Below are 21,011 nucleotides of genomic sequence, written 5' to 3' on the forward strand. Positions count from 1 at the left end.
CCTACATTGCACTCTTTGCGGTTAAATTTAGACACTGCCAGTAATAAAATATTCAAATCAAACAATTCGTAATTCGTAATTTCCCTATTAATAATTATCTAAGCTATCTCCAAAGCCTCCGTATCCTCTTCCCAAGAAGACATTACCTCATCCAATTCAGTTTTCAAGGCGTCATATTTTTTCAATGTTTTCGCCGAATTCTCTTCATCAGAATAATCTAAATCGGCAATTACTTTATCCATTTCCTTGATTTCAGCTTCTAGTTTTTCTATGCGTTGCTCTGCTTTTCGAACGGCATTTTTTAAACGACTAATTTCTTTCTTTTGTGCTTTCTCTTCTTCGTAAGAAAGTGCTGGTTTTGCTGCTGCTTTTTCTTCTTCAGCTTTTAATTTTGCAGCAGCTTCTTCTTTGGCTTTCGTTTTATTGCTTTTACCTTGTTGTTGCGCTTGTTCAAATGCTTCAGATTTCTTAGCCAAATACTCTTGAACTGTATAATGGTGAATTTTCAAACTTTTGTTTTCAATATCCCAAATTCTATTCGTTAATCCTTCCAAGAATTCACGATCGTGAGAAACAATGATAAATGTTCCTTCGTATTGTTTTAAAGCTTGTTTAAGAACGGCTTTACTCTGAATATCTAAGTGATTGGTTGGCTCATCGAGAATTAAAACATTTGATGGACTCAACAACAATTGACACAAAGCCAATCTCGTTCTTTCACCTCCGGAAAGTACACCAACTTTCTTGTCTACATCTTCACCTCCAAATAAGAACGCTCCTAAAATAGAACGCAATTGTTTTCTAATTTCTCCTTTAGCTACTAAATCAACTGTTTCGTAAACTGTTTTTGTAGGATCTAACTTTTCAGCCTGATCTTGCGCAAAGTACGTTACTTCAACATTGTGTCCGTAGGTTACTGTCCCGTCACCATCCTCGGTTTTCATTATTCGCTTCAACAAAGTTGACTTACCAACACCATTCGGACCAAGTAAGGCGATTTTTTCTCCCCTACCAACAGTTAAATTAATTTCCTTGAATAGATTTAAATCACCATAAGATTTTCCCAGGTGCTCCATATCGAGAACAGCTTTTCCTGGCTGAACACTTAATGGAAAGTTAATTCTCATGGATGAAATTTCATCCGTTTCCACTTCAATAATCTCTGTTCTGTCCAGTTTTTTCATCAAAGATTGAGCAAAAGAAGCTTTACTGGCTTTTGCTCGGAATTTATCGATCAGTTCCTCCGTTCTTTTGATTTCTTTTTCTTGTTGCTTTTGTGCGTTAATCAAGATTTCAATTTCCTCCGCTCTTCTTTCTTTATAAATAGAATAAGGATAAGGGAAATTCAATATTTTACCTTTTGTAATCTCTAATGTTTTCTTCGTTACGTTATCTAAGAAATATCTATCGTGAGAAATAGTAATCAAAGCACCTTCGAAGCGTTTTAAATATGTTTCTAACCAACCAATAGAAATAATATCCAAGTGGTTTGTTGGCTCATCGAGTAACAGAACCGAAGGATTGTTGATTAGAATTCGTGCCAACTCAGCACGCATTTTCCAACCTCCAGAAAATTGATTCAAAGGTTTAGTGAAAACACTTTCTTGAAAACCAAGTCCAAGAAGAGTAGAATTAATTTTTTCCTCCCATTGATATCCTTCAAACAAATTAAATTGCTCGTTGGCAAAATTCAAATCATCCAACAATTGAAGGAAAGAATCTGTTTCGTAATCTGTTCTTGTAGTTAATTGGTGATTAATATCGTCGATTTGAGTTCTAATTCTATTCAAATCTTCATTTGAAAAATCTAAGTAATCAAACACACTTTGGTTAGTATCAATAACGATATCTTGCGTTAAATAACCAATTGTAGCATCTTTGATTTTGTGAATTCTACCATCTGTTGGTAATTCTCTCCCTGAAAGTAAACGCAGTAAAGTAGATTTACCTGCCCCGTTTTTCCCAACAAGTCCAATTTTGTCACCTGCATTAATTTGCAAACTAACTTCTTTAAATAAATACCCTTGTGGTAAGTGAAAGCTTAAATTATCGATATTAATCATGCCGCAAAGGTAGTAAAAAGATGTTGGATAGTGTTTTGAAAACAGCCGATTCGATGGTTAATAATTTAAAGTAAATTATTTTAATCATTCAATCGCAGATTTGTTGAGATAAACTTAATGATAACCAAAAAAAACCGCCTAAACTTGTGAGTTCAGACGGCAATTTTAAAAATGAAAATTTGAAATATAAATTACATTCTTTATTTGGCCACTTTATTAATCAATGTAATTAATTTCTTTTGATAAATTCTTTCTTGAGTTAACTTCCCTTGAACAACAGTTGCTTCACCAGCACTCCCTGTTTTCTCTAAATCTTGCAATTCTTTTTCAAGCTCAACAACTTCATTCTGCGCCACCTGTGCTAGATTATTCAAAACTATTGGTAAAACAGCGTTGACATAAGCCCCTCCATCATCAGATAATCTTTCTAAAACATGGAAATATTTTAACCTTGTCTTCACATTCTGATCTTTATAAAAAGAAGCAAAATTCATGATTCCTCCAATCATATCATAGCCAGAAATATCACCACTAGTAATTGCTTCAGACATAAAATCTAAGTTTGAATCAGTTCCATAGTTTCTATAAATCCCAATTAATTGCGCTTTTAATGCTGAAGAACGCTCTTTTTCTAATTTTTTTGACATTGACATCACATTATCGATATCATTTTCTGTTCCTTTTGTCAATCCATTTAAAGCTTTTGAAATCACTAAATATGAACTATCAGATTCAATTGCCTTCGTCAAAATGGAACGCGTTTTACCTTCGAATTCAGCTTTGAAAAAGTCACTTGACAATGCACTCAACGCCGAGCTTCTCACTTTGGAACTTTCATCTGTTTCTGCTATAATTTTCAATTGCTCAAAAATTGCGGATTGATTTTCCTCTCCAAATTTATCAAGTTTAGAAATTGCCAATTGGCGAATGTACCAAAAATCATCATCCAAGGCATCCATAATCATTTGCTTCGCTTCGGGAGAATCAGAACGAGAACCAAACGTAACCGCTTTTTCTCTGTCTTTGTAACGTGGTGCATTATAGAATTGGTGAACATACCATTCACGTGGCTTGTCGTGATTCAAAACACCTAATATTGTTCTTTCTTCATCCACAACAATATTTTCAATATCTCCTTTGAAATCGAAAGTAAATGAATTGATGTTTTTATCTACGACTATCTCATGGCTTGTTTTCCCTCCGTTTGCATATACTCCAATTTTCATAGGTAACTTATATAAGGGCGCTAATTCTAAATCTTGAACTTGGTCTATTCTAACCGTTACTTCTCCATCCTTAACTTCTTGTGAAATATCCAATTTTGGGTGGTAAGATGACAAGAACCATTGGTTAAAAAACCAGTTTAAATCTTCTCCAGCAACTTCTTCAAAAGCCAAACGCAAGTGATGCACTTCAACAGGTTGAAAAGCATTGTCGTTAAGGTATGTTTTTAATCCGTTGAAAAACGCATCATCACCTAAATAGTAGCGCAACATGTGTAAAATTCGTCCACCTTTATTGTAAGAATGTGCGTCAAACATATCCTCTTTTTGATCATAATCAAACCAAATCATGTCGTGATAACCCAATTGCTTTGAAGATTGGTAATAACCATCAGCTTCTTTTTCTGCGTTGTATTCAGCCTCGTCTCTTCCATGAAATTTTTCATCCCACAAATATTGAGAGTAATTAGCAAAGGATTCATTCATTGGAAGATTAGCCCAACTTTCGCAAGTTACTAAGTTTCCAAACCAATGATGAAATAACTCGTGGGCAATAATTGCATGGTTATCAGAATCGATTAATTCTCGCTTTGTTTGGTAAACGAAATCTCCAAAAACAACTCCTCCAGTATTTTCCATCGCACCCGAAACAAATTCTCGCACAACGACTTGATGATATTTGTCCCATTTATAGTCAACACCCAACAATTCAGAAAAATACTCAATCATCGCTGGTGTTTCTCCAAAAATTGCTTGTGCATGCTCTTCCCATTCTGGCTCCACGTAATAATGAAGAGGAATTATGGTTCCATCAGGTTTTGTGTATGTATCTTTTACAATCGCAAACTCACCAACTGCCATCATGAATAAATAAGGAACATGTGGCAAATCTTGTTTCCAATAATCTGTTCTTGTTCCATCTTTGTTCTTTTGGGAAGACATGAATTTACCGTTAGATAAAGTTTTGTATTTATCTTCTACTGTTATATAAATTTCCTGTGTTGTATTTTGATTTGGTCGGTCAATTGTAGGAAACCAAACTGAACTTGCTTCCGTTTCTCCTTGCGTCCAAATATGTGTCATTTGGTTTTTATTTTCTCCTTTTGGATTAATAAAGTATAAACCTTTATCGCTACTAATTGCGCTTGAACCTCCCTCTACCTTTTCCTCAGGCTTAGCGATATAATCAATCACTACGGTGTATTCCTCACTTCTAGAATATTCCTTATCTAGTTTTATTCTCAAGAATTTTGCATCGTTGTATTTATAGTTAAGGTCTTTTCCGTTCAATTTTACAGAATGAATTTCCATGGCTTTTGCATCAAGGATCAGACTATCTGTTGAATAGAAATGTGGAGAACAAGTTAGCGTTGCCTTTCCATTCATTTGAGATTTATCCCACATAAAATCAACTTCTAATTTTGTATGCTTCAGCCCCGTCAAAATAGTTGCTGATGGATTATAATGTGGTCTTTCAATGACTTCTTCTGATGAATTTACTGAAATCGGAGCGTTTTCCTTGATTCCACCTTCATTTACTGAAACACTTCCAGATTCATCTGTGACAGTTTTTTGAGAAGAATTCCCTTTACTTGTTCCGCAAGAACACAATAAACCGATTGAGACAATAACTGTAAATATTCTTTTCATAAAATTAATTATTATTTAATGCACAAACATCGCAATTTTAATCGAATTCCAATTAAAAAGTGGGAGGTATGGCTGCTTTTTAAGATAAACATGGAAATTTATTCCACAGAAGGAAAGATTAAAACGCCCCATTTCAACTAGAAAAATTATATTTGTAGAGATTGACAAAAAAAATCAGAAAATGGCAGAAGCGAAATACATTGTTGACGGAAATAAAGTAGAAGGTGAAAAAGGGTTTAGTTCAGTTGAGTGGATTGACGATACTTATTTCACTATATATTTTATGGGAAAAAAATTCCATGGAGAAATCGTTGAAGCAGCAACTGAAGATCAAAAAATGACAATTAAAGTCAATCAACGAACTTTCGAAGTCAAAAAAGAGCGTCCAATTGATGAATTGATTCACAAAATGGGACTAGACAAGAAGAAAGTGAGAAAACTTCACCAATTGAAATCGCCTATGCCAGGTCGTATACTAAAATTCTCTGTTGAAATTGGTGATGAAGTAACAACAGGAACTCCGCTTCTTACTTTGGAAGCCATGAAAATGGAAAACGTGATCAAAGCAGAAGGAGAAGGAAAAGTGAAAGCTATAGTTAAAGATAAAGAGACTGTTGTTGAAAAAGGTGAATTGATTATTGAATTTGAGTAGTCGGGTGATGGAACGCGGGCCTTCGACAAGCTCAGTCACCGCAGCATAACTGCAAGCAAATCAGATTTTCACGGATTTTTTTTTTATTGATGACAACTAAATAGTGAGCATACTCTTGAGTTTGATTAAAGAATAGAAGTACTTAATTAATTTAATCATGTTTGGTAGAATTAAATTGAACTTTATCGGAGATAAACAATCTGTTTTAACAAACTTGCAAAAATCATTTCCTGTAATCTTAAACGGTCGGTCCATATTTAAAAGTGAAACTGTATTTAAATGGGTTTACAATAAAAAAGAGGATCAAACTCGATTTGTGCAGAAGTCCGGAGGAAATTTTGAAACTTGGCATTTATTCATTCGAATCGAAGAAAAGACTAATAACACTGAAATTAAAATGCTATTCCTCACGCATTTCATTGCCTACGTAATGGTTGGTTTAGCATTTTTTGGTGTTGGGAAAATTGCAATTGCAAACATTAACTCTCCTGAATTTATATTTGCCTTACTCATTCCATCCTTCTTTATAGTTTTAATGTGTTTAGTATGGACTATCATTTTTAATATATACATAGTAAAGATAAAAACCGCCATTCTAGAAGCTTATGAAAAACAGAAATCTTCATTAGAGTGATTCGTAACTATTCATCCAAACTTGAGGAATTCGTAATTGAAAATTATTTTTTCAAACCCTGGAATTCCTAATTAATTTCCTCGCTTCGCGCACAGACAAGGGCTGTAACTCATTCTCTGCCAAAAACTCCAAAACCCATTCCTCCTTCGTTTTGGCGTATTCTCTCAAAATCCAGCCAATTGCTTTTTTGATAAAAAACTCTTTAGAATCTGCTAATTCAAGAATAACATACCTTAGTAATTCTAAATCTGTGTCCTTTTTATATTTTAATTGAAACAAAATCGCACTGCGTTGAAGCCAAATATTTTCAGTTTTCATCCAACGATCTAAAGTCTCCCTCCTTTCATCTGGAAATTTCTTAAAATATTCTGCCAAGGGTTTAGTGGCTAAAAAATCAATTGTGTCCCACCAAGAATTTCGAACAATCAACCATTCAATTATTTCAAGATCTTCTTTTCCGAGTTGCTTCATATATTTCGCAAAGAATTCCTGTGCGAAATAATGCAATTCTCTTTGCGGTTCTTCCCATAAATCTTTCACCAGTTCAAAAGCTTCTGATTTTTCTGGAAGATTCGCTTTCATTAAAAAGGGTTTTTGCAAATCTTTTCGATAAGGTGATTTTAATCCAAAAAATGAAAACCTATTTTTCATATAGGCCGCTTGCTCTTTTGCTATTTTAGGATTCCTTTCTTCTTCAAAAATGGAAATAATTGGATGTCTCATGCAGCGAAAATAGACTAAAAAAATGAAAACTTATCCTAATGCAACTCATCTCATTCATGAGACAATTTTAGGACATCGTGTCTTTTATAAAACAACAATCTACTGTTTTAATGCCTTTTCAGTGGAATTGTAACCGATTGTAGTCCTTATGTAGGTTCATAAAAAGCAACACTACTGTTATAAATTATTAATTTTACATCAAACTAAAAAACATTATGAAAAACAAATTATTAAAACCAATATTGGCTTTAGCTTTTCTAGTTATTGGCCAATTTTCATTCGGACAAAATCCTGGTGACACGACCGTGGTTCAGGCCTTCAATTTTAACAGTGTTGTAAGAGATACTCAAATTGTATTTCCACAGTTAAACGGAAATGAGGTTGAACGTATTTGGATGAAATACACTATGCGTTGTAAAGATGGTTTGGTTTCACCTGGAATTTCTGGTCAAACGAATATAGGATGTGGAGAATGGGATTATTCTTGTAATACTTACATTACTGATTCAACCAGATTAGATTCAATTAAAGCTCAGATTAATAACTATATTGTTTATCCTTACGCATCACCAAATGACAAATACAGTACAACTGGTAGTTACAACATCTACGAAAATGAACACTATGATGTTCAGATTTCTAGTACAACTAATGAATCGAATGCAGATATTACTGCATCTGGTGCACAAACATCTTCAGTACTTTCTAACTCAAATAAAGGTGGTAGGTCATTTGTTTTACTTACCAATGCTCAATTAACTTCAGCAGGATTAACAGCGGGCGATATTGACGCACTTAGTTTATACAGTAACGGAAGTACAGGAACACTAGGTCACTTTGTTCTTAAAGTAAAAGAAGTTACATTTTCTAATTTAGAAACAAGTGAACTTTCAGATTTGATCGGAGGAACAGAAGTTTTTCATGGTGATTGGACACTAACAAATGGTCAAAACAAAATACCTTTCTACCAAGCATTTAACTGGACAGGTAACAACAATCTATTAATTGAAATCGTTTCAAGTTCAAACAATATGGCTAACGCTATTGACTTAGAAGCTACAGATGTTTCAAATCAACAAAGTTGGACAAACAGCGAAAACCAATTTGCCAACTTCTTCACTGGTAATTATGTAAAAGCGAACACTTACCAAGGTATTGCAGGTTCAACAGAAAGAACTGTTGAGGCTTGGATAAAAACTGAAGGAACTAATGAAACAATCGTTTATTGGGGTACTAATACACAAGGAAATAGATTCACAATTAGAATAGATTCTGATGGGAGACCTAGACTTGAGATTAGTTCTGGTTCAATTAGAGGAGATTATTTAATCAATGATGGAGAATGGCATCACTTGGCTATCACAACAGAGGGAGTTAGTCTTACTGGAACAAAAATGTATGTTGATGGGGTGCAATTAACTACCATTGACTTAGTGAATCAGGTTCTAAATACTACTTTAGGTGATGAAGTACGCATTTCTAGAGGACACAACAATTTCTACTTCACTGGAGGTATTGATGATGTTAGAATTTGGGACACCAAATTAACTGCAGCTACAATTCAAGAAAATTATTCAGCTAGAGTTGATGCTTCTCATCCAAACTATGCTAATCTTCAATTAAACTATGTATTCGAAGGGAACTCTAGTGCCATTGAAGACCTTTCTCCTAACAATAATGATGGTACCATGATCAATGCAACTGCATACGGTCAGCGTTCTTCAAGTAACCATATTTTTGATTTTACAAGGAGTTCTGTTGTTCCAGACATAACATTCCACCAAGCAGACTACGTTTTAAACATCGTGAACACACAAGAATACGATTCAATTCTTAAAGATGCTTACACTGTAGAAGAAAATGTACTTGACCCTGCAAATGGAACTTACACATCTGACATTGTTACAACTTACCAAACATACTACCCTGATTCTAACACAGTTTACGGCCTTAGTGGAGTGGCAACCTCAACAGTTGCTCAAGATATAATCACTTTAAACGTTAATGTGATTGATTATGCATTGCGTTCACCAAGTAGATTAGAAATCTTATCACTGGTTACCCCTTATGGAATTAACTTGGATTTAGGAATAGAAGGTGTTGCATGGTATTTTGATGTTACTGACTTCTACCCTATTCTTCAAGGAAATCGCGGTTTAGAAATGACAGGAGGTGGCCAATGGCAAGAGGATATTGACATCCAATTCCTTTATGTTCACGGAACTCCAACAAGAGAAGTATTAGATTTACGTCAAATTTGGAGAGTAGATAAAAAATCATTTGCAGCGATTAATTCAAATGATTTCTTTGAACCACGTACAATAGATTTACCAACCAATACAGCACAAGCAAAAATCTCTTCTGCTGTAACAGGTCATGGTCAAGAAGGAGAATTTATTCCGAGACAACATTACATGAACATCAACAATGGACAACAAAACTTCCAATGGCAAGTTTGGATGACTTGTGGAGAAAACCCTATTTACCCACAAGGTGGAACATGGATATATGACCGTGCTGGATGGTGTCCTGGAATGCCAACACAGGTTGAAGAGTTTGATGTTACAAGTTACATTAATAACAATCAAATCGATGTTGACTATGGTATTACAACAGCTTCTGGAACATCAAACTACATCGTAAACAATCAAATTATAGCTTACGGTCCAACAAACTTCACAACTGATGCTAGAATTGTTACTGTTCAAGCACCAAATGATCAAATTTCTTTCGGAAGAACGAATCCAATGTGTGGAGATCCTGTTGTCACAGTTCAAAACTCAGGTAGTAATGACGTTACTTCAATGACAATTACTTATTCAATTAACGGAGGTTCTCCTGAGACTTATGATTGGACAGGAACTTTGTCTTTCTTAGAAAAAGAAGATATTGTATTGCCATCAGGAGCTACTTTATGGAATTCTACAATTCAAGGTTCTAACAATTTTGAAGCGAGTATTTCAACTGTTAATGGTAGTGCTGATGAATACGTTCATAACAATTCTTATAAGTCAACTTTCACTGCAACAGACATTGTTGAACCATTCTTTATTTTGGAAATTAAAACCAATTCAACTGCTAGTCAAAACAAGTATAGAATTGAAGATACAGATGGAAACATCATCATGGAAAGAACCAGCTTATCTAATAATACAACTTATAACGATACTTTAGCTTTAACGCGTGGATGTTACCGTTTTGTAATTGAAGATACTGGAGGAAATGGAATTGACTTTTGGGCAAACAACGAAGGAACAGGATCAATGAGAATTAAAAAAATAGCTGGAAATCAAATTAAAAGATTTGAAGGTGATTTTGGTTCAAGCTTCATTTATGAGTTCAGTATAACATCAGATGTTTCCACTTCGAATCAATCAATGTATGCTCCATCATTCACAGTTTCTCCAATTCCAGCAAACGACTTTATTAACATTGATATTAAAGGAAGTCAGGAAGGAACTTACTCTGTGTTCAATGCACAAGGTCAATCTATGAAAACTGGAACGATTAAAGAATTAAAAGAAAACTCATCTATTTCAATTAGAGATTGGGATGCAACAGTTTACTTTATCCACTTCAATACAGCTGAAAAAACTACAGTTCAGAAGTTTATCAAAAACTAAAAAGCAATAGGATTTCCTAATCCGAAATTGTAGCCCAGTAAAAGAATGGAAATTTCATTTTTTTACTGGGCTTTTTTATTGACATATGCGAAAGATTAATAATCAGTTAGAACGTTCAGATTTAAAGAATTTAAAAAAATCAATCAAGCGTTAATACGAATTGAAATTGTTTTAATCATCAAAAACTTCACCTTCCATTATTTGTTACGAATACGAAAGCAACTTATACAAAGCATTGCTTTATTTTCTATATTTGCAAGCGATGATAAAAGTCAGTGATATTAAAAGTCCAATTGCGGAAGAACTTAAGGAGTTTGAAGTACACTTTAGAGAGAGTATGAACTCTAAAGTTCCGCTATTAGATAAAATTACACACTATATTATCAAAAGAAAAGGAAAACAAATGCGCCCAATGTTTGTCTTTCTTTCCGCTAAAATGTTGGGAGAAATCAGCCAAGACACCTACAATTCCGCTTCATTAATCGAACTTCTTCACACTGCAACTTTAGTTCATGATGACGTAGTGGATGATGCCAACGAAAGAAGAGGATTTTTCTCAATTAACGCTTTATGGAAAAATAAAATCGCTGTTTTAGTTGGTGACTTCATGCTTTCTAAAGTACTCTTAATGAGTATCGAGCACAAGAAATACCGTTCTCTAGAAATCGTTGCCAGAGCAGTTCGTGAAATGAGTGAAGGAGAGTTACTCCAAATCGAAAAATCACGAAAACTAGACATAGATGAAGAGACTTATTTCGAAGTAATCCGACAAAAAACAGCTTCTTTAATTGCTACTTGTTGCGAAGCTGGAGCAGTTTCTGTTGAACGAGAGGACGAAGCAGAAAGAATGCGTTTATTTGGTGAAAAAGTAGGAATTGCTTTTCAAATTAAAGATGATATTTTCGATTATGGAACGCCAGGTAACATTGGAAAACCAACTGGAAACGATATCCGAGAGCAAAAAATGACGCTTCCTTTAATCTACACTTTGAATAACGTAGATAAAAAAAACCGAAAGGAATTAATCAACATTGTAAAACGCCATAACGAAAATCCAAAGAAAGTGCGTCGAGCAATTGAATTAGTTGTAAACAATGGAGGAATTGACTACGCTTATGATTACATGATCAAAATAAAAGACGAAGCATTAAAGCTTTTAGATCCAATACCTGACTCACCAAGTAAACAATCTTTGATTATGTTGGTTGAATATACAACGAGTAGGGAAAAGTAAGAAATGAAAAGTGAAAAATTATAAATGATAAATCCGTCTCTTGACGAATAAGCTGCTTAATTTTAAGATCACTTGATTTATATTTCTTTTTCCTAAACAATATTTAAAATCACTGTCTAAATAAAATCTTTATATTTAAATCAAAAAATCATGAATCTAGATCCAACAATTGACGCTTTAGAAAGTAGTTTAGCGTTGTTAAATAGAGAAGTTGAAAAAATCGACGAACAAAAATTGAAAAAACAATATTTGGTCGTTATCGAAAAGATTGAAAAATCACTTCACTATATCGATGAACAGGAACATCGAACTTTTTAATAGAAATAAATCGCCATTTTCAGAAACATTCCTTAAAAAAATTAGTCCTTACCAGATACTTTTCCAATAATCCGATAAAACTTAAACACTTAATCATCAACTAGTTTAATGAATACTTAATTTGAATAATAAGCCCTTGAAATGGCAAGAAGTATTTTCCTCATTATTTTGAATGTAGGATGATTCCGAAAATTTTAAATCTTCTCTTTTTCTCAGCGAATCTTTGTCAGTTGAGTGTTACCGTGTAATTCTTTATTACTTTTGAAGCCATGACAGATTTCGAAAACACCCTTTACGAACATTTAGGAGTAGACAAAATAAAAGACCTTGTTGATGCTTTTTACAATCTTGTTTATCAACATCCTGTTTTGATTCCTTTATTTGAGACCAACAAAATTGAAGAAATTAAAGAAAAACAATTTCGATTTCTGACACAGTTTTTAGGTGGTCCGCCTCGCTACATTGAAAAATATGGTCCGCCTCGTATGCGACAACGTCATTTACCACATAAGATTGACCAATTTGCAATGGCAGCATGGCTTTCTTGTATGAAAGAAGCAATCTCCACTTTATCTCTTTCGGAAGAGAAAGCTGAAGAATTGTACAATAAGTTTCCTCAATTAGCACAACATATGGTAAATAGTTAGTTGATTATCGTAAATTGGCAATAAAAAGTGGACATATTCACTTAAACTATTTATTTTTGTACGCTTAATATCAAATGGGTTATGGGCAATACAAAAATCAAAAGTGCAATCATCTCTGTTTTCAACAAAGATGGACTTGGACCAATCGTTAAAGAACTTTCTAATCAAGGAGTTACAATTTACAGTACAGGAGGAACGCAATCATTTATCGAAGATCTTGGAATAAAAGTTCTACGTGTAGAAGATTTAACTTCTTACCCTTCAATTTTAGGAGGTCGTGTAAAAACTCTTCACCCTAAAGTTTTTGGTGGAATATTGAACCGTAAGGACAATGAAAAAGATCAGGAGCAATTGAAAGAATTCGACATTCCTTCTTTTGATTTGGTTATGGTTGACCTTTACCCTTTTGAAGAAACAGTTGCTGCTGGAGGAACGCACGAAGAAATTATTGAAAAAATTGATATCGGAGGAATTTCTTTAATTCGTGCTGCTGCAAAGAACTACAAAGATGTAATGTTAGTTTCTACAACGAAGCAATACGCAGATTTCTTATCAATCTTAACGGATCAAAAAGGAGAAATCTCTGTAGAACAAAGAAAAGCGTATGCTAAAGACGCATTCAATGTAAGTTCACATTACGACACGCATATTTTTAATTATTTCAACGACGATACAGAAGAAGTGTTCAAGCAAAGCATCACTGATTCACAAGTATTGAGATATGGTGAAAACCCACACCAAAAAGGTGTTTTCTACGGAGGATTAGATAGTATTTTTGATAAATTACACGGAAAAGAGCTTTCATACAACAACCTTTTAGATGTTGATGCAGCAGTAAACCTAATGCAGGATTTCAAAAATGACGATCCAACATTCGCAATTTTGAAACACAACAATGCTTGCGGTTTAGCAACTCGTTCAACAATTGAAGAAGCATATTCAGCTGCATTGGCTGGCGACCCAGTTTCTGCTTTTGGAGGGATATTGATTGCCAACACAAAAATTGATACTAAAACAGCGACTTTAATCAACGATTTATTTTGTGAAGTTGTAATTGCTCCAGATTATGAAGAAGAAGCAATTGAAATCTTAAAGTCTAAGAAAAACAGAGTTATTCTGGTTCAAAAACCTTTCGATTTTCCTAAAAAACAATTCAGAACTATCTTGAATGGAGTTTTGGAGCAAGACAGAGATTTAATTACAGATAAAATTGAAGATTTCGAAACTGTAACGAAAGTTAGTGCTACTGATGCTCAAAACAAAGATTTAGCTTTCGCCAACAAATTGGTGAAGCACACAAAATCAAATACAATTGTATTGGCAAAAGATGGTCAATTATTGGCTAGTGGAACAGGACAAACTTCACGTGTAGATGCATTAAACCAAGCTATTCATAAAGCTAAATCTTTCAACTTTGACTTGAATGGAGCAGTAATGGCATCAGATGCATTTTTCCCATTCCCTGACTGTGTAGAAATAGCTAACAAAGAAGGCATTAACACCGTAATTCAACCTGGAGGTTCTATCAAAGATAAACTTTCAATTGAGTATTGTGATGAGCACCAAATGGCAATGGTTTTCACTGGAAATCGTCACTTTAAACATTAATATAAAATATTTAAAAAATAGTGCGTAAATTTCCCTAAATTTGGTGAGATTTTTACTATACTCTTAAGTACACTTTTAGCGCGGCACAACAATATGGGATTATTTGGCTTTTTAACACAAGATATTGCAATTGATTTAGGAACAGCAAACACACTTATCATAATGGATGATAAAGTTGTTGTGGATGAACCTTCGATTGTTGCAAGAGATATACAAACAGGAAAAATTGTTGCTATTGGTAAAAAAGCCCAGCAAATGCATGGAAAAACCCACAAACTAATTGAAACTGTCCGTCCCTTGCAAGATGGTGTTATTGCTGATTTCCAATGTGCCGAGCAGATGATTCGTGGAATGATCAAGATGATCAAGAAGCGCAAGAGTTTATTCAACCCTTCTTTGAGAATGGTAATTTGTATCCCTTCAGGAATTACTGAAGTGGAAAAAAGAGCCGTTCGTGATTCCGCAGAGCATGCTGGAGCAAAAGAAGTTTACTTAATTCATGAACCTATGGCCGCCGCAATAGGAATCGGGATTGATGTTGAAGAACCGATGGGTAACATGATTATTGATATAGGAGGTGGAACTTCTGAAATCGCTGTAATTGCCTTGGGTGGTATAGTAAGTGACAAATCTATTCGTGTTGCAGGAAACGATTTCACGAAAGACATTGAAGAGTACATGCGTCGCCAACACAATATTTTAATTGGAGAGCGTACAGCAGAACAAATTAAAATTGAAGTTGGATCAGCATTACCAGAATTAGATAATCCACCAGAAGATTTCGCCGTACGTGGACGAGATTTAATGACTGGTATTCCTAAGGAAATTGTGGTTAGTTATGTAGAAATTGCACATGCTTTGGACAAATCAATTTCTAAAATTGAAGAGGCTATTTTGAGTGCACTTGAAATGACTCCGCCAGAACTTTCTGCCGATATTTATAAAACAGGTATTTATTTAGCCGGTGGTGGTTCAATGTTGCGTGGTCTGGATAAACGAATGTCTTTGAAAACAAAACTCCCTGTTCATATCGCTGAAGATCCTTTGAGAGCTGTGGCAAGAGGTACAAGTATTGCATTGAAAAACATTAACCGTTTCCAATTCTTAATAAGAGATTAAAAGTAAAAAACATTCATGCTAAAGTTTATAGCATTCTTTCGAAGATTTAGAGTTTTTCTGGTCTTCCTAATTTTACAAATTGCTGCACTGAGTTCCTTTTTCTCGGTAATGAGTTATCCAAGAACACAATTCTTTAACTCATCTACCAATGTAACAGGAACTTTATTGACGTGGGAAAGAAACGTTACGAAATATCTCTATTTGGATGAAGCCAACGAAAAATTACAGGCTGAAAATGTACTGCTGGAACATAGAATTCCAGACAATTACATATCAATCGACACCAATACTGCGAAAATTAATGACACTTTAAAACGCTTAAGTTTTGAACGTATTCCAGCAACGGTTATCAATTCTTCTCACGCACATTCCAATAATTATTTCACAATTAATGCGGGAACGGATAAAGGAATAGCCCGAAAAATGGGAGTTGTTTCTTCAACTGGAATTGTAGGAATAGTCTATGATGTTTCCGAAAATTTTGCAATTGTCAAATCGGTTCTAACGAAAGACATAAATATCACAGCATTTATTGATAAGTCAAATGCTCATGGATTAATTAAATATGATGGAGTAAATCCAAGAAAAGTAAGTCTCACAGGATTTTCGAATGATATTGAAGTTGAAATAGGTTCAGAAGTATTAGCAAGAGGTAGTGGTGGATATTTCCCACAAGGTGAACCAATTGGAGTTGTAGAAAAACTAGAACCAGTTGAAGGTCAGCCTAGATGGGACATTACAGTAAAGTTAAATCAAGATATGAGAAAATTGAGATATGTTTATATTATCAAAAACATTCATCAATTGGAACTTGAAGAAATAGAAAAAAATATTCCTCAGCTACAATGAATTATCTCATAAAAAATATTCTTCGCTTATTGATCTTTGTCATTGCACAAGGAATGATTTTCGGGCAGCTGAATTTTGGATTTGGAATTCATCCGATGATTTACCCTTTGTTTATTCTAATGCTTCCTTTTGATACACGCCCAGTTGTATTGATGATCTTGGCATTTATCGCTGGTATTTCAATAGATTTCTTTATGAATACATTTGGTCTGCATGCCAGTGCTGCTGTATTTATTGCATACATTCGTCCAGCGATTTTTAGACAATTCGCTCCCAGAGATGGTTATGATATCCTCAAAGAACCAATCGCTAGAGATTGGGGTTATCCTTGGTTTATAAAAGTTTCTGCACTAACAATTCTTCTTCATCATCTTTGGTTTTTTGGTCTCGAATATTTCAAATGGTCTGCTTGGAAAGAAATTCTCATGAGCACATTTTTGAGTACCCTAATTAGTTTGACTATATTTATCCTTATTCAAGTACTTTTCTTTAAAAAGTCTCAAAAAGTATGAATTTAGAAAATAGACGTCTTGTTTTTATCCTGCTTTTTCTATTTGTAGGCATCATTTTTACGGCACGTTTGTTTTATATGCAAGTAGCAGACGACAAATGGATTGAACGCGCTGGTGAAGTAGCAAAGAAAAAAATTACGATTAAACCACCTCGTGGAATTCTATACGACAGAAATGGTGTAAAAATAGTAGCCAATAAAACATACTACAACCTCATGTTTATCGAAGATGATATTGAGGATTTAGATACACTTGCATTTTCAAAACTTATTGGAATATCTGTAGATTCCATTCATCAGAGATTTGCTGAAATTCGCAAGGAATTAGACAGAAAAACAAGAAGTAAAACAACAGGAAATGATACTGTAGTGAACGACTACAGAACTTATTTACCCAATGCATTCTTAAAGGAATTATCAGCTGATGAAATTTCGAATATTGCCATGGACTTATCCGAATTCAAAGGTTTTTATGAAGAACCAATGAGTATGAGGGATTATCCTTATCCAAATGGAGCAAATATTTTTGGTTATTTGAACGAAATCAGTGGTCCCGAATTAAATTCAGATCGAAGGTTTTATCGTGTTGGAGATTTTATCGGAAGATCTGGTTTAGAAAAATACTATGAATACGAATTACGTGGTAAAAAAGGAACTAAAGTTATCCTGACTTCTTCAAGAGGGAAATTAGTTGACAACTTCGCGGAAGGAAAACTGGATACAAATGCGCAGCAAGGTCCACCACTACATCTCGGAATTGACATTATTCTTCAAGCTTATGGTGAACAATTAATGAAAAACAAATTGGGTTCAGTTGTAGCAATTGAGCCTTCTACAGGTGAAATTTTAGCAATGGTTAGCGCGCCTAATTATGATCCAAACTTAATGGTTGGTTCACGAAATATCAGAACCAACTATATGAAACTATATAAGGATTCTTTAAAACCTTTTTATCCTAGACCTTTAGCAGCAGAATATCCTCCTGGTTCAATATTCAAAGTTGTTCAAGCTTTAGTTGGTTTGCAGGAAGGAGTCATCACCCCTGACGCGTCATTTCCATGCACTAAATCTTGGGTAGGATGCCACAATCATCCGCCAGCAAATAGCGTAGCTAAAGCTATTCAATTTTCTTGCAACCCTTATTTCTATTATGAGGTGAAGAAAATAATTCAACAAGGAAAACATAGTAGTCATTTTAAAGATGCTGCAGAAGGGCTAGCACTTTGGGAAAAGTACATGAACAGTTTTGGTTTTGGAATTAGACCAGAAACAGATATTTTTGGGTTAAGGAATGGTGTGATTCCAAATGTAGATTTCTATAATCATTGGTATGGAGAATACCGTTGGGCATTTTCGACAATTCGATCTAACAGTATTGGACAAGGTGAAGTTAAATTAACTCCACTTCAAATGGCAAATTTAGCTGCTATCGTTGCCAATGATGGTTACTATTATGAACCTCATTTAGTAAAAAGCATCGGTAAAGATGGTCCTCAAGACAAATTCAAAGTTAAAAAACAGACAATGATTGATGCAAAGCATTTTCCTGTAGTTAAAGAGGGAATGCGTGCTGCAGTTAATGATCCACATGGTACTGCAAGAAGAGCAAGAATAAAAGATATTGTTGTAGCAGGAAAAACAGGTACTGCCCAAAACCCACATGGTGAAGATCACTCGGTTTTTATGGCTTTTGCTCCTTTGGAGAATCCTAAAATAGCTATTGCAGTATTTGTTGAAAATGCAGGGTTTGGTGGAACGTGGGCCGCCCCAATCGCAAGTTTGATGATGGAAAAATACCTAACTGGTGAAATTTCAGATTCCATTAAAGAAAAAAGAATTTTAGACCAAAGATTTACAAATATCAATGAGTAATTTCAGAGAAAAAACAGTTGGTTGGGATTGGTTAACTATTTTGATAGTTGCACTTTTGGTTTTGATGGGAATTGTAAATATTTATTCTGCCGCATTTAATCCAGATCGACCTTTTTTGTTCGACTTGAAAACCATGTATGGTAAACAAATTATGTGGATTGGAATTGGGCTATTCTTGGGAATTGTAATCTCCTTGATTGATGCCGAATATATCCGCAAACTTACTCCTGCAGCTTTTGTAACTGTAGTAATATTACTAATTGTAGTACTTTTTACCGAACCTATTAACGGTGCAAGATCATGGCTTGGAATTGGACCTTTTGGTGTTCAACCCTCGGAGTTTTCAAAACTGACCACCGCTTTGATGTTGGCTTATGTTATTTCTGACAACAGAGGAAAACTAATTTCAAAAAAATCACTCACTTTAGCTTTAGCACTCGTAATTGGAACAATGTTATTGATTCTGATTCAAAATGATACCGGAACTTTCCTTGTATTTACCGCATTTTTCTTTGTAATGTATCGCGAAGGAATTACGTTTGATCCTATTATTCTGTTCTTTTCGAATCGTGTTTTGGGATTGAGGTTTAAGCATACTTTGGTAGGAATTCACTTTATTCCTGTATTATTTGTGGTAATATTCTTGAGTATAATCACACTCTATTTTACAGAATCAAGACATACTTTTTCTTTCTTACCGGGATATGATGCGCCAGGATGGATGTTATTATTGATCATAATTACCGTATTATTTTCCGTGAGTTTCTTTATCAACCAATCTTTCGCTGCTCAGAGAAGCAAGAAGAAAATGAGGTCGGCCATCCTTATCGTTTATATTGTTACTGTTGGATTAGTAGGTTTAATATCATATACCTATTTGAACGTTTTACAATCTCACCAAAAAGACAGAATTGATCTTTGGTTAGGTAAAATTCAAGATCAAGACGGTAAAGATTACAACAGAAACAGAGCCTTGGCAGCCGTTGGTTCGGGTGGTTTCTCAGGCGTAGGATACAAGGAAGCGATTTTGTCTAGTCCAAGAAGTCAGCACGTTCCAGAGAGTGAAACAGACTTTATTTTTTCTGTATATTCAGAAGAATGGGGTTTTCTTGGTTCTGCAAGCTTAGTAGTGCTATTTACCATTCTCTTGATTCGAATAATTGTGATAGCAGAACGGCAAAAGAGCCGATTCGCAAGAGTTTACGCCAATTCCGTCGCCATGATTATCTTCTATCACTTTGGTATTAATGTAGGAATGAACATTGGAATTATTCCTGTAATCGGAATTCCCCTGCCCTTTTTTAGTTATGGTGGTTCATCAATGATGTCCTTTTTAATCATGATTTTGATCTTATTGAAATTAGACAGTCAGCGTAAAGAAGTATTGGCCTAATGAAAGAAAAGTTTCAATCATTTTCTCCGTTTCAACAAGCAATTTCATTAATTATAGTGGGAGCTGTTGCGTTTATCATGATTTCTATTGTTGTTTCAATACTTATGACGGTGATTTATCCTGAAATGCCAATTGACAACCTAAGCATTCAACTCAAGTCATTTCCTGTTCAATATATGTTTGTCAATTTCTTGCCTTTCCAATTGGGATTTCTTTTAACCCCAGGAATTGTCTACACTTATCTTTCTAAAGATTCGGAACAACTCTTATTGAAACCCCAGTTCAAGACCGTAATTTGGTCTTTCCTCCTATTCGTTTGCGCATTCTTTATGCTGCCGTTCTTCAGTGAAATAAACATATCCATAACTCAATATTTAGGAGTGTATGAAGACTTAGTTGCGGCGAAAGTTTTGGCGGATGAACAACTAACTGGATTAGTAGGTGAAAGTGGCTCCATGAGCTTCTATTCTGCATTACTTCTCATTGGAGTCATCACAGGAATAGCAGAGGAATTTGCTTTCAGAAAGTTCTTGTTCAACCACATGTTAATAAGCTCAAAAAAATTAAGCTTAAGCTTATTGTCCAGCGCATTGATTTTTGCTCTACTGCATTTCAATTACATCCAAATCATTCCACTCTTCGTTTTCGGACTAGCGCTTAGTTTGATGTATTATGTTTCTGGAAGTATTATTCCAGGAATCATTATGCACGCCGCTAACAACATGATCAATGTGTATTGGCTATCAACCGACAGTTTCCCTTCATGGATGAATGAAATGGAGATTCAAATGGTAATTCCGGCTACTGTTTTGCTTATTGGGTTGTTGATATATTTAAAAAAGGAATTGAGAATTTAAGTGAAAAATGAAGAATCCGTCAATGAACGGACTAG

At 34.6% G+C, this 21,011-nt stretch carries 16 protein-coding genes; 13 read left to right on the plus strand and 3 right to left on the minus strand.

Annotation, left to right across the window (positions count from 1 at the left end):
- Positions 1 to 98: 98 nt before the first annotated feature.
- Both C6368_RS01445 and C6368_RS01450 read right to left on the minus strand, forming a co-directional pair.
- The gene (locus C6368_RS01445; RefSeq protein WP_107037388.1) at positions 99 to 2,063 is read right to left on the minus strand and encodes an ABC-F family ATP-binding cassette domain-containing protein; all 1,965 of its coding nucleotides are present in this window, start codon (positions 2,061 to 2,063) and stop codon (positions 99 to 101) included.
- Between the two features lie 200 nt (positions 2,064 to 2,263).
- Positions 2,264 to 4,936, minus strand: coding sequence for a M1 family metallopeptidase (locus tag C6368_RS01450; RefSeq protein WP_107037389.1), 2,673 nt, complete (start codon positions 4,934 to 4,936; stop codon positions 2,264 to 2,266).
- Between the two features lie 181 nt (positions 4,937 to 5,117).
- Between C6368_RS01450 and C6368_RS01455 the strand changes: the two genes are divergently transcribed.
- Together C6368_RS01455 and C6368_RS01460 are read left to right on the plus strand one after the other, a co-directional pair.
- Positions 5,118 to 5,588: an acetyl-CoA carboxylase biotin carboxyl carrier protein subunit gene (locus C6368_RS01455; protein ID WP_107037390.1), complete on the plus strand. Its 471-nt coding sequence runs from the start codon at positions 5,118 to 5,120 to the stop codon at positions 5,586 to 5,588.
- Positions 5,589 to 5,745: 157 nt separating this feature from the next.
- The gene (locus C6368_RS01460) at positions 5,746 to 6,222 is read left to right on the plus strand and encodes a hypothetical protein (RefSeq protein WP_107037391.1); all 477 of its coding nucleotides are present in this window, start codon (positions 5,746 to 5,748) and stop codon (positions 6,220 to 6,222) included.
- A 51-nt stretch (positions 6,223 to 6,273) separates the two neighbouring features.
- Here C6368_RS01460 and C6368_RS01465 read toward each other — a convergent pair whose 3' ends face one another.
- Entirely contained in the window at positions 6,274 to 6,945 is a 672-nt protein-coding gene (locus tag C6368_RS01465; RefSeq protein ID WP_107037392.1) for a DNA alkylation repair protein, read from the minus strand.
- A 215-nt stretch (positions 6,946 to 7,160) separates the two neighbouring features.
- Here C6368_RS01465 and C6368_RS01470 point away from each other — a divergent pair, with 215 nt between their 5' ends.
- From C6368_RS01470 to C6368_RS01515, 11 genes are all read left to right on the plus strand, one after another.
- On the plus strand, positions 7,161 to 10,568 hold the full coding sequence (locus tag C6368_RS01470; protein WP_107037393.1) for a LamG-like jellyroll fold domain-containing protein: 3,408 nt from the start codon (positions 7,161 to 7,163) through the stop codon (positions 10,566 to 10,568).
- Between the two features lie 262 nt (positions 10,569 to 10,830).
- Entirely contained in the window at positions 10,831 to 11,802 is a 972-nt protein-coding gene (locus tag C6368_RS01475) for a polyprenyl synthetase family protein (RefSeq protein ID WP_107037394.1), read from the plus strand.
- 150 nt (positions 11,803 to 11,952) lie between these two features.
- On the plus strand, positions 11,953 to 12,120 hold the full coding sequence (locus tag C6368_RS17190) for a hypothetical protein (protein WP_159038361.1): 168 nt from the start codon (positions 11,953 to 11,955) through the stop codon (positions 12,118 to 12,120).
- Between the two features lie 269 nt (positions 12,121 to 12,389).
- Complete coding sequence (locus C6368_RS01480; protein WP_107037395.1) at positions 12,390 to 12,767, plus strand: globin domain-containing protein; 378 nt, start codon at positions 12,390 to 12,392, stop codon at positions 12,765 to 12,767.
- 81 nt (positions 12,768 to 12,848) lie between these two features.
- Positions 12,849 to 14,375: a bifunctional phosphoribosylaminoimidazolecarboxamide formyltransferase/IMP cyclohydrolase gene (gene purH, locus C6368_RS01485; RefSeq protein ID WP_107037396.1), complete on the plus strand. Its 1,527-nt coding sequence runs from the start codon at positions 12,849 to 12,851 to the stop codon at positions 14,373 to 14,375.
- 93 nt (positions 14,376 to 14,468) lie between these two features.
- Positions 14,469 to 15,494: a rod shape-determining protein gene (locus C6368_RS01490; RefSeq protein ID WP_107037397.1), complete on the plus strand. Its 1,026-nt coding sequence runs from the start codon at positions 14,469 to 14,471 to the stop codon at positions 15,492 to 15,494.
- A gap of 15 nt (positions 15,495 to 15,509) precedes the next feature.
- Entirely contained in the window at positions 15,510 to 16,343 is an 834-nt protein-coding gene (mreC, locus tag C6368_RS01495) for a rod shape-determining protein MreC (RefSeq protein ID WP_107037398.1), read from the plus strand.
- Positions 16,340 to 16,855 carry a rod shape-determining protein MreD gene (locus tag C6368_RS01500; protein WP_107037399.1) on the plus strand — a complete coding sequence of 172 codons (516 nt, stop codon included), beginning with the start codon at positions 16,340 to 16,342 and terminating at the stop codon, positions 16,853 to 16,855. Before mreC ends, C6368_RS01500 begins: the two co-directional genes overlap by 4 nt.
- Positions 16,852 to 18,726: a penicillin-binding transpeptidase domain-containing protein gene (locus tag C6368_RS01505; RefSeq protein ID WP_107037400.1), complete on the plus strand. Its 1,875-nt coding sequence runs from the start codon at positions 16,852 to 16,854 to the stop codon at positions 18,724 to 18,726. Before C6368_RS01500 ends, C6368_RS01505 begins: the two co-directional genes overlap by 4 nt.
- Complete coding sequence (rodA, locus tag C6368_RS01510; protein ID WP_107037401.1) at positions 18,719 to 20,119, plus strand: rod shape-determining protein RodA; 1,401 nt, start codon at positions 18,719 to 18,721, stop codon at positions 20,117 to 20,119. Before C6368_RS01505 ends, rodA begins: the two co-directional genes overlap by 8 nt.
- Positions 20,119 to 20,976 (plus strand): CPBP family intramembrane glutamic endopeptidase, encoded by an 858-nt coding sequence (locus C6368_RS01515; protein ID WP_107037402.1) that lies wholly within the window; start codon positions 20,119 to 20,121, stop codon positions 20,974 to 20,976. Before rodA ends, C6368_RS01515 begins: the two co-directional genes overlap by 1 nt.
- The last annotated feature ends 35 nt before the right edge of the window (positions 20,977 to 21,011 follow it).

Source organism: Brumimicrobium mesophilum (assembly GCF_003025005.1).
GTDB lineage: Bacteria > Bacteroidota > Bacteroidia > Flavobacteriales_D > Crocinitomicaceae > Brumimicrobium > Brumimicrobium mesophilum.

Excerpts from the sequence above, each read along its gene's own strand:
- C6368_RS01445 (WP_107037388.1), bottom strand. The coding sequence starts at position 2,063 with ATGATTAATATCGATAATTTAAGCTTTCACTTACCACAAGGGTATTTA.
- C6368_RS01450 (WP_107037389.1), bottom strand. The coding sequence starts at position 4,936 with ATGAAAAGAATATTTACAGTTATTGTCTCAATCGGTTTATTGTGTTCT.
- C6368_RS01455 (WP_107037390.1), top strand. The coding sequence starts at position 5,118 with ATGGCAGAAGCGAAATACATTGTTGACGGAAATAAAGTAGAAGGTGAA.
- C6368_RS01460 (WP_107037391.1), top strand. The coding sequence starts at position 5,746 with ATGTTTGGTAGAATTAAATTGAACTTTATCGGAGATAAACAATCTGTT.
- C6368_RS01465 (WP_107037392.1), bottom strand. The coding sequence starts at position 6,945 with ATGAGACATCCAATTATTTCCATTTTTGAAGAAGAAAGGAATCCTAAA.
- C6368_RS01470 (WP_107037393.1), top strand. The coding sequence starts at position 7,161 with ATGAAAAACAAATTATTAAAACCAATATTGGCTTTAGCTTTTCTAGTT.
- C6368_RS01475 (WP_107037394.1), top strand. The coding sequence starts at position 10,831 with ATGATAAAAGTCAGTGATATTAAAAGTCCAATTGCGGAAGAACTTAAG.
- C6368_RS17190 (WP_159038361.1), top strand. The coding sequence starts at position 11,953 with ATGAATCTAGATCCAACAATTGACGCTTTAGAAAGTAGTTTAGCGTTG.
- C6368_RS01480 (WP_107037395.1), top strand. The coding sequence starts at position 12,390 with ATGACAGATTTCGAAAACACCCTTTACGAACATTTAGGAGTAGACAAA.
- purH (WP_107037396.1), top strand. The coding sequence starts at position 12,849 with ATGGGCAATACAAAAATCAAAAGTGCAATCATCTCTGTTTTCAACAAA.
- C6368_RS01490 (WP_107037397.1), top strand. The coding sequence starts at position 14,469 with ATGGGATTATTTGGCTTTTTAACACAAGATATTGCAATTGATTTAGGA.
- mreC (WP_107037398.1), top strand. The coding sequence starts at position 15,510 with ATGCTAAAGTTTATAGCATTCTTTCGAAGATTTAGAGTTTTTCTGGTC.
- C6368_RS01500 (WP_107037399.1), top strand. The coding sequence starts at position 16,340 with ATGAATTATCTCATAAAAAATATTCTTCGCTTATTGATCTTTGTCATT.
- C6368_RS01505 (WP_107037400.1), top strand. The coding sequence starts at position 16,852 with ATGAATTTAGAAAATAGACGTCTTGTTTTTATCCTGCTTTTTCTATTT.
- rodA (WP_107037401.1), top strand. The coding sequence starts at position 18,719 with ATGAGTAATTTCAGAGAAAAAACAGTTGGTTGGGATTGGTTAACTATT.
- C6368_RS01515 (WP_107037402.1), top strand. The coding sequence starts at position 20,119 with ATGAAAGAAAAGTTTCAATCATTTTCTCCGTTTCAACAAGCAATTTCA.